Raw genomic sequence first — 7,202 nt, 5'->3', positions numbered from 1 at the left:
CGCGTTGATCCCGCTCGCGATCCTGATCGTGGTGCTACCACTGGATTGGCTCTCGGCGCTGATCATGCTGGTCACCGCACCGCTCATCCCAGTCTTCATGATCCTGATCGGTAGTGGCGTCGAGCGGCTGAATCAGCAGCTCTGGAAGGACCTTGCGCGGATGGGCGCTCATTTCCTCGACGTGATCCAAGGCATGACGACGCTGAAGCTATTCAATGCTAGCCGTCGCGAGGCCGAGGTGATCGCGCGCATCTCCGATGACTATCGAGCCAGTACCATGCGCGTGCTGCGCGTGGCCTTTCTGACCTCTGCGGTGCTCGAGCTGTTCTCGACCCTGGGCATTGCAATCATCGCGGTCTTTATCGGCTTCCGGCTCTATCAGCTCGAGCTTCCGATCCCGGACCTGATTGGTCCGCCTGAGATCAGCTTTGTCACCGGCTTCTTCATCCTGCTGCTAGCACCCGAGTTCTATGCGCCATTGCGCAATCTCGGCACCCACTATCATGGCCGAATGGAAGCGATCGCCGCCGCCGAGCGCTTGGTGGCAGTGATGGATACCGAGCTGCCACCAAGACCGAAACAGGTCGCTACCTTGGGCGCCGAGAGCCCGCTGCATCTCCGTTTTGAGGATGTCTCATTCAGCTATGAGCCGGGGCGACCCGCGCTCGCTGGGACCCATTTAGAGATCAAGCCCGGCGAGCGCGTCGCCCTGGTCGGACCCAGCGGAGCCGGCAAGACCACGGTCGCGAATCTCTTGCTCGGCTTCATCCGCCCTGAGAGCGGGCGCATCCTAATCGATGATCAGGAGCTTCAGTCGTTGGATATCGATGACTGGCGCCGCCGTCTCGCCTGGCTGCCGCAGCATCCGCGGCTTTTCCAGGGCAGCATCGCCGATAACATCCGTCTCGGACTGCCGGATGCGACGCTAGACGCCGTGCGCGATGCAGCCACGCGCGCCCGAGCCGCTGAGTTCATCGATCGCCTTCCGCGCGGCTACGACACGCCCGTCGGTGAGCGCGGCGCTGGGCTTTCCGGCGGACAGATCCAGCGCGTTGCATTAGCGCGCGCGTTCCTGCGCGATGCCCGCTTGGTCATCCTCGACGAAGCCACCGCTAGCCTCGACCCCGCCAGCGAGGCGCTGGTGCAGCGCGCCGTCGATCAGCTCGCTGAGGGTCGCTCGATGCTGGTGATCGCCCATCGGCTGAGCACGGTGCGCAACGCCGACCGCATCCTGGTCATCGACAGCGGACGCATCGTCGAATCCGGCTCACATACCGAGCTGATCGCGCAGGATGGCCCCTATCGGCGGATGGTGCGGCTGCTGGAACCGGCTGCGGTATGAACTTTGCTCGCCCCATCATGATGCACACAGCAAGAACCGTATTCGCGCCTAATTTGCGAGGAGGGTCGTTGCGAGGAGGCTCTCAGCATGTCTGAGCTCATCCGCCTCTGGCAGCTGTTCCGGCCCTATCGCGGCTGGATGCTCGGCGGGTTCGCAGTGGCCCTGGTCACCTTACTGGCCAATGTGACGCTGATGGCGATCTCAGGCTGGTTCATCACTGCGATGGCGGTCGCTGGTGCAGCCGGGGTGGCGATGAACTATTTCACGCCAGCCGCCATCATCCGCGGCAGCGCGATCGGCCGCACGGCCGGGCGTTATTTTGAGCGACTGATCACCCATGAGGCTACGCTGCGCCAGCTCGCCGGGCTGCGAGTCTGGTTTTACCGGCACCTGGAGCCCCTGGCCCCCGCCCGGCTGATGGAGTACCACAGCGCCGATCTGCTGACCCGCATCCGCGCCGACATCGATGCGCTCGATAATCTCTATGTGCGTGTCATGGTGCCGGTGTTGGTCGCAATCACTGCCGGGACCGCGTTCTTCGTCTTCACCGCGCTCTTCGATCTGGGACTCGCGCTACTGTTGTTAGGCATGCTCATGATCGCCGGCGTGCTGCTCCCCTGGTGGGGCCATCGACTCGGCAAAGAGCCGGGGCGGCGCATCGTCGAGATCCAGGCTGAGCTTCGGCAGGCCGGCATCGATGGCACACAGGGCCTGTCCGAGCTGCTGATCTATGGCGCGGCAGACAGTCATGCCCGACGTTTGGATGCATTGAGCCGGGCATTGGTCGTAGAGCAGGAGCGCATGAGCCAGCTCACCGGGATCGCCCAGGCCGCAACCGGCCTCACGGCCAACCTAACCCTTTGGGGCATGCTCTGGCTCGGCATCCCGCTGGTCCATGATGGCAGCCTGGCGCCACCGCAGTTGGCCATGCTAGCGCTGTTCTCGCTCGCAACCTTCGAGGCCGTCGCACCCTTGCCAATGGCGTTTCAGCAGCTCGAGTCGACGCTAACCGCCGCACGCCGGCTGTTCGCGATCGTCGACACCGAGCCGGCCGTGCCAGAGCCGACTGGCCCGGCGCCGCAGCCGAAAGACAGCGGGCTGGTGATCAATGGGCTGCGCTTCCGTTATCCGAACAAGGGCGCTAGCGGCGTCGATGGCAGCTCCGAAGACTTCTCTAGCGCGGGCTCTGAGACTGGTAGGAGCTTGAGCCCTGGCGCAGGCGATGACGCGGGGGCAGGCCCGAGCACAGGTCTTGGCTCGACTGACGAGCGGCTTACGCTCGACGGCATCGATCTCGAGCTCCCACCGGGGCGACGGGTCGCCATTGTCGGCGCCACCGGCTCTGGCAAGACCACGCTGTTCAATCTACTGCTTCGATTCTGGGCACCAGAATCCGGCACCATCCAACTCGGCGGAGTGCCGCTAGAGCAATTCCCCGGTGAGGATCTGCGTAGCCGCATCGCCCTGGTCTCCCAGCACACGCACCTGTTCGATACGAGCATCCGCGAAAACCTGCTGATCGCCGCCCCCGACGCACCGCAAAGCCTGCTCGAGCAGGCGTGCGAGACCGCTCAGATCCACAGCTTCATCACCGAGCTGCCCGAGGGTTACGACACCTGGGTCGGAGAAACCGGAGTGCGCCTCTCTGGCGGCCAAGCTCGACGCATCGCAATCGCCCGGGCATTGTTGCGGGATGCGCCCATCCTCCTCCTGGACGAGCCAACCGAGGGTCTCGACGCCGTCACCGAGCGCGCATTGATGGAGGCGGTACAACGGCTGATGGCAGGACGCACGGTGCTGATGATCACCCATCGACCGGTCGCGCTCGCACAGATGGACGAGATCCTGGTGCTTGATCAGGGCCGCGTCATCGAGCGCGGCCGCCATGCAGAGCTGATCAAGGCGCCCACCTACCCGCGTTTGCTGGGGCTGGACCTAGACGCCTAAGAGCTGGCACCAAGAACCGTCATAACGTCATTGACCCCGTCCCGGACGCTGACGCCAGCGCCGATCCGTCGGAAAATCGCCTAAGGCCATCGCTGAATCAGACTCGCGCAGCGAACCTCCATTAGCCCAGCTGCTCCGTCAACAACCTCAGGATCTGCTCAGCAGTGGCAGAGCTGTCACGCCGCCCCGCCTCATCATGGACCGTGACGCGGCTCTCTTGGGCGTCGCCCTGCACCCGGATCTGATAGGTCTTGGCCTTGTCCGGGCGATTGCCGCCATCCCAGAACGCCATCTTCGAGAGCAGCCCCTTCTTCTTCTCACGCTTGGTTGGATCGTCGTAGCGGACGAAGAAGACACCTGCGCTGCGATCACGATCTTCGACAGCAAATCCGGTGCGATCCAGCGCTAGACCGACCTGCCGCCAGGCACGGCGAAACTCTTCCGGAATCACCAGCTCGCTGCCAGCGCTCGAGGTCACTAGGCGCGCCGTGCTGGCAGAGCCGCGTGCAGCAGGGGAGGCTCCACCAGCGCTGCCGCCGCCCTGCGCCAGCATCCGTTGGGCATTGCTGTCGGAGACGCCAAGGTAAAGCATCAGGCGTCGCAGCATCTCGGCCTCTTTGCCGGGATCGGTGGGGGCGGGCTCCCAGACCGTGGTCGAGCCCTCGCCGACGGTGTTGCGGACCAGGCGCTCTTCCATGCCGCGATGGGTCAAATAGATCTCGGAGGTGCCAGAGCGCGGCCCAGCATCGATGCGAACCCGGTATTGATCCCGGGTCGAGGTCGCGTAGAGACCGCCGGCGACCTTGCGCAGCATGTTGGTGACGAAATCCTTTCTGATCTCGGCACGATTCTCGAGCCAATCGGTCTTCATGACCCCAACCGCCGGGTCTTGCTCCTCGAGCAAGATGCCTTGCTGCCGCCAGAAGGCGACGACCTGGGGCCAGACGACTTGAGGCGACGCATCGACCTCGAGCCATCGCTGATCGCCAGAACGCTTCAGGCTGATGCCGGAGACCTCAGGCAAGACCTCACCACTCCCGGCCATGCGCCTGCGCGCCTCTTGACCACCGGCATAGGACGAGAAGGTGGCGGTGCCTGTCGGCCCGGGGATATCAAGCGCATCATTGAAACTGGCGCCTGCGAGGTCCGGCGGCAGCTCCAGATTCTCGCTCGCTTCGCGTGCCTTCTTGTATTCGACTTGCCGATCAGGCAGATACTGCTCCATGTTGATGGAGCTGCCGCAGCCGCTTAGTGTCAGCAACCCGACCGTCGGCAGCAGCAAGGCAAAGTAAGCGGCTATGCTGCGAGACCGCAATAGCTCCGAGGCGCAACAGGCCAGCGGTGACAGGATCTTCATCGTATAGTCAGATGCCTCAAGCCAGTAGCGATGCCGTTCAAAGGACGCCCGCATCGATCAGAGCCTGGCGCACCGCTGGATGATACGCCTCGGAGAGCCAGGTGAGCGGTAGGCGAATCCCGGTCTCGATCAGCCCCATCTCGTGCAGGGCCCATTTGACCGGGATTGGATTGGATTCGACGAATAGATTCCGGTGCAAAGGATCAAGCCTCGCGTTCAATGCCAGGGCTTGGTCTTGCTGGCCAGCAAGCGCTAGCTCGCACAGCTGCGCCATCAAGGCCGGTGCAACGTTGTTGGTGACCGAGATCACCCCATCGCCGCCCTGAAGCATTAGCTCACAGCCGGTCGCGTCGTCGCCACTGTAGATGGCGAAGTCAGGGCCGCAGCCCGCACGCAGCTCGGCCACCCGCGCTAGATCGCCGGTCGCATCCTTGATACCGACGATCTTGGGATGGCTCGCCAGCTCAGCAGCCGTCGCAGGCAACAGGTCGCAGGCAGTACGACCAGGTACGTTGTAGAGAATCTGCGGGATCTCGACAGCATCGGCAATGCGTTGGTAGTGCGCAATCAGACCGGCTTGGGTCGGCTTGTTATAGTAGGGCGTCACCAACAGGGCTGCATCTGCGCCCGTCTCCGCAGCACAGTCGGTGAGTCGGATCGCCTCAGCGGTAGAGTTCGCGCCTGTTCCAGCAATGACCGGGATGCGTCCCGCTGCGGCAGCGACGGTGCGCGCGAGCACATCACAGTGCTCTGCCTCATCGAGTGTGGCCGATTCGCCAGTGGTGCCAACGGCCACGATGGCAGCGGTTCCAGCCTGCACATGCAGCTCGACAAGCCGCTCTAGCGCCTCGCTGTCTAGTTCGCCTTGCACACGCATTGGTGTCACAAGAGCGACGATGCTGCCTCGTATCATTCCTGCTAGACCCTCGCCAAAATGTCAGAGCAGAATGGTATCTTGGCGCATTAAGGCTTTACAAGCGCGCCGGCAGCTCCGCCGCCCGGCTTGCTCATGGCTTGCGCCCAGTTTGGCTCAGGATCATCGCTTACTGCTACACTTTAGCGCTTCTTGCCGCGAGCGCTCAGGAATCAGAGATATGGCTACGCATAAGACTTACCTCGTCATCTCTGCGGTCGGTGCCGACCACCCCGGCCTCGTCAACGATCTCTCGCGCAGTATCCTCGAGCACGGCTGTAACATCGAGGATAGCCGCATGACGGTGCTCGGCGGCGAGTTCGCCGCGATCCTGCTGGTCGAGGGCAAGTGGAATACCCTGGCAAAGGTCGAGAACGCGCTGCCTGAGCTGCAGCGCTCCTTGGATCTGACCATTGTCAGCAAGCGCACCGGGGCTCGCGCACAGGGCGAGGGTAAGCTTCCGTATGCGGTCGACGTGATTGCGATGGACCACCCTGGCATCGTCAACAACCTCGCAGGCTTCTTTGCCGAACGTCAGATCAATATCGAAGATATGGCGACGACGACTTATGCAGCGGCCCACACCGGGACCCCGATGTTCGCGGTGCACATGACGGTTGGTATCCCTGCGGATACTCACATCGCGACGCTGCGCGAGGAGTTCATGGACTACTGCGATGGACTCAACCTCGACGCGGTGCTCGAGCCACAAAAGGCCTAAGGGCCGGCTGACCCCAGCACCTACCAAGCACCTACAGGGCCCATCCAGAGCACTCAGGTGGTATCGCGTTGGCTCGTCGGCTTTGCTCGGGATCAGGATGCGCTTCCAAATCCGCTCGCCTGACCTGATATTCGCCCGACGAGACCTGGTTAGAATCAGGGCTGCAACCCGGATCACGACCAGGTTTGCGCGCCGCTTGATCCAGGATCGAGACCGAGCCGACAACCAAGTCCAACACCAAGCCTAATCCAAGGCTGAGTCCCTGCCCAACCGAATAGGAGGCGCGCCATGACCGTCGAGATCAATCAACCCGTCCCCGACATCGAGCTCCCCGCGACCGGCGACAAGTCGCTCAAGCTCAGCGATTTTCGAGGTCAGCGCCTCGTCCTCTACTTCTACCCGAAGGCGAGCACATCCGGCTGCACCCAAGAGGGCCTGGACTTCACCGCCGCCGCGGCGGACTTTGCTACCGCTAATACCGCCATCCTCGGCGCCTCGCGCGACGGCATCAAGGCACAGGAGAACTTCAAGGCCAAACAGGGATTCGCGTTCGACCTGCTCTCCGACAAGGATGAGGTGCTCTGCAAGGCATTCGATGTCATTAAACTGAAAAAGATGTACGGCAAAGAATCCTTGGGCATCGAGCGCAGCACCTTCTTGATTGACGAGCAAGGAAGCTTGATCAAGGAGTGGCGTGGCGTCAAGGTTCCAGGTCATGTCGATGAGGTGCTAACAACCGTCCGTGCGCTCGGCTGATCACGATGATCAAGCGCGAAAGCGATCACTGCCTTTTCGTGCTCGACACCAACGTGTTGATGCACGACCCGACCGCACTCTTTCGCTTCAAGGAGCATGACATCTATCTGCCGATGATCGTGCTCGAGGAGCTCGACGCCGGCAAGAAGGGCCTATCCGAGGTCGC

The 7,202-nt window shown here is 62.6% G+C and carries 7 protein-coding genes; 5 read left to right on the top strand and 2 right to left on the bottom strand.

Annotated elements, in window-relative coordinates; translation table 11 throughout:
* Nucleotides 1–1,342: thiol reductant ABC exporter subunit CydD (cydD, locus tag ACY693_RS11895; RefSeq protein ID WP_462322040.1), on the top strand; the 1,342-nt coding region annotated here is incomplete at its 5' end.
* A gap of 87 nt (nucleotides 1,343–1,429) precedes the next feature.
* Nucleotides 1,430–3,289, top strand: a complete 1,860-nt coding sequence (locus ACY693_RS11890) for an amino acid ABC transporter ATP-binding/permease protein (RefSeq protein WP_462322039.1) — start codon at nucleotides 1,430–1,432, stop codon at nucleotides 3,287–3,289.
* A 121-nt stretch (nucleotides 3,290–3,410) separates the two neighbouring features.
* On the opposite strand, the gene bamC is transcribed toward ACY693_RS11890, so the two are convergent.
* The gene (bamC, locus tag ACY693_RS11885; protein ID WP_462322038.1) at nucleotides 3,411–4,700 is read right to left on the bottom strand and encodes an outer membrane protein assembly factor BamC; all 1,290 of its coding nucleotides are present in this window, start codon (nucleotides 4,698–4,700) and stop codon (nucleotides 3,411–3,413) included.
* A complete protein-coding gene (gene dapA / locus ACY693_RS11880; protein ID WP_462322037.1) occupies nucleotides 4,684–5,559 on the bottom strand; it encodes a 4-hydroxy-tetrahydrodipicolinate synthase in 876 nt (291 codons plus the stop codon). Before dapA ends, bamC begins: the two co-directional genes overlap by 17 nt.
* A 181-nt stretch (nucleotides 5,560–5,740) precedes the next feature.
* Between dapA and ACY693_RS11875 the strand changes: the two genes are divergently transcribed.
* The 3 genes from ACY693_RS11875 to ACY693_RS11865 form a co-directional block, all read left to right on the top strand.
* Entirely contained in the window at nucleotides 5,741–6,280 is a 540-nt protein-coding gene (locus ACY693_RS11875; protein ID WP_462322036.1) for a glycine cleavage system transcriptional repressor, read from the top strand.
* A 288-nt stretch (nucleotides 6,281–6,568) separates the two neighbouring features.
* On the top strand, nucleotides 6,569–7,036 hold the full coding sequence (locus tag ACY693_RS11870) for a peroxiredoxin (RefSeq protein WP_462322035.1): 468 nt from the start codon (nucleotides 6,569–6,571) through the stop codon (nucleotides 7,034–7,036).
* A 5-nt stretch (nucleotides 7,037–7,041) separates the two neighbouring features.
* On the top strand, nucleotides 7,042–7,202 hold a 161-nt coding region (locus tag ACY693_RS11865), incomplete at its 3' end, for a PIN domain-containing protein (RefSeq protein ID WP_462322041.1).

The sequence above is a fragment of the Halochromatium sp. genome, from assembly GCF_054919635.1.
Note: the sequence above shows the minus strand (reverse complement) of the source record. Positions and strands in the feature narration are given on the sequence as shown.

Coding starts and splice junctions, on each gene's coding strand:
- ACY693_RS11870 (WP_462322035.1), top strand. CDS start 6,569: ATGACCGTCGAGATCAATCAACCCGTCCCCGACATCGAGCTCCCCGCG.
- ACY693_RS11890 (WP_462322039.1), top strand. CDS start 1,430: ATGTCTGAGCTCATCCGCCTCTGGCAGCTGTTCCGGCCCTATCGCGGC.
- dapA (WP_462322037.1), bottom strand. CDS start 5,559: ATGATACGAGGCAGCATCGTCGCTCTTGTGACACCAATGCGTGTGCAA.
- ACY693_RS11875 (WP_462322036.1), top strand. CDS start 5,741: ATGGCTACGCATAAGACTTACCTCGTCATCTCTGCGGTCGGTGCCGAC.
- bamC (WP_462322038.1), bottom strand. CDS start 4,700: ATGCGGGCGTCCTTTGAACGGCATCGCTACTGGCTTGAGGCATCTGAC.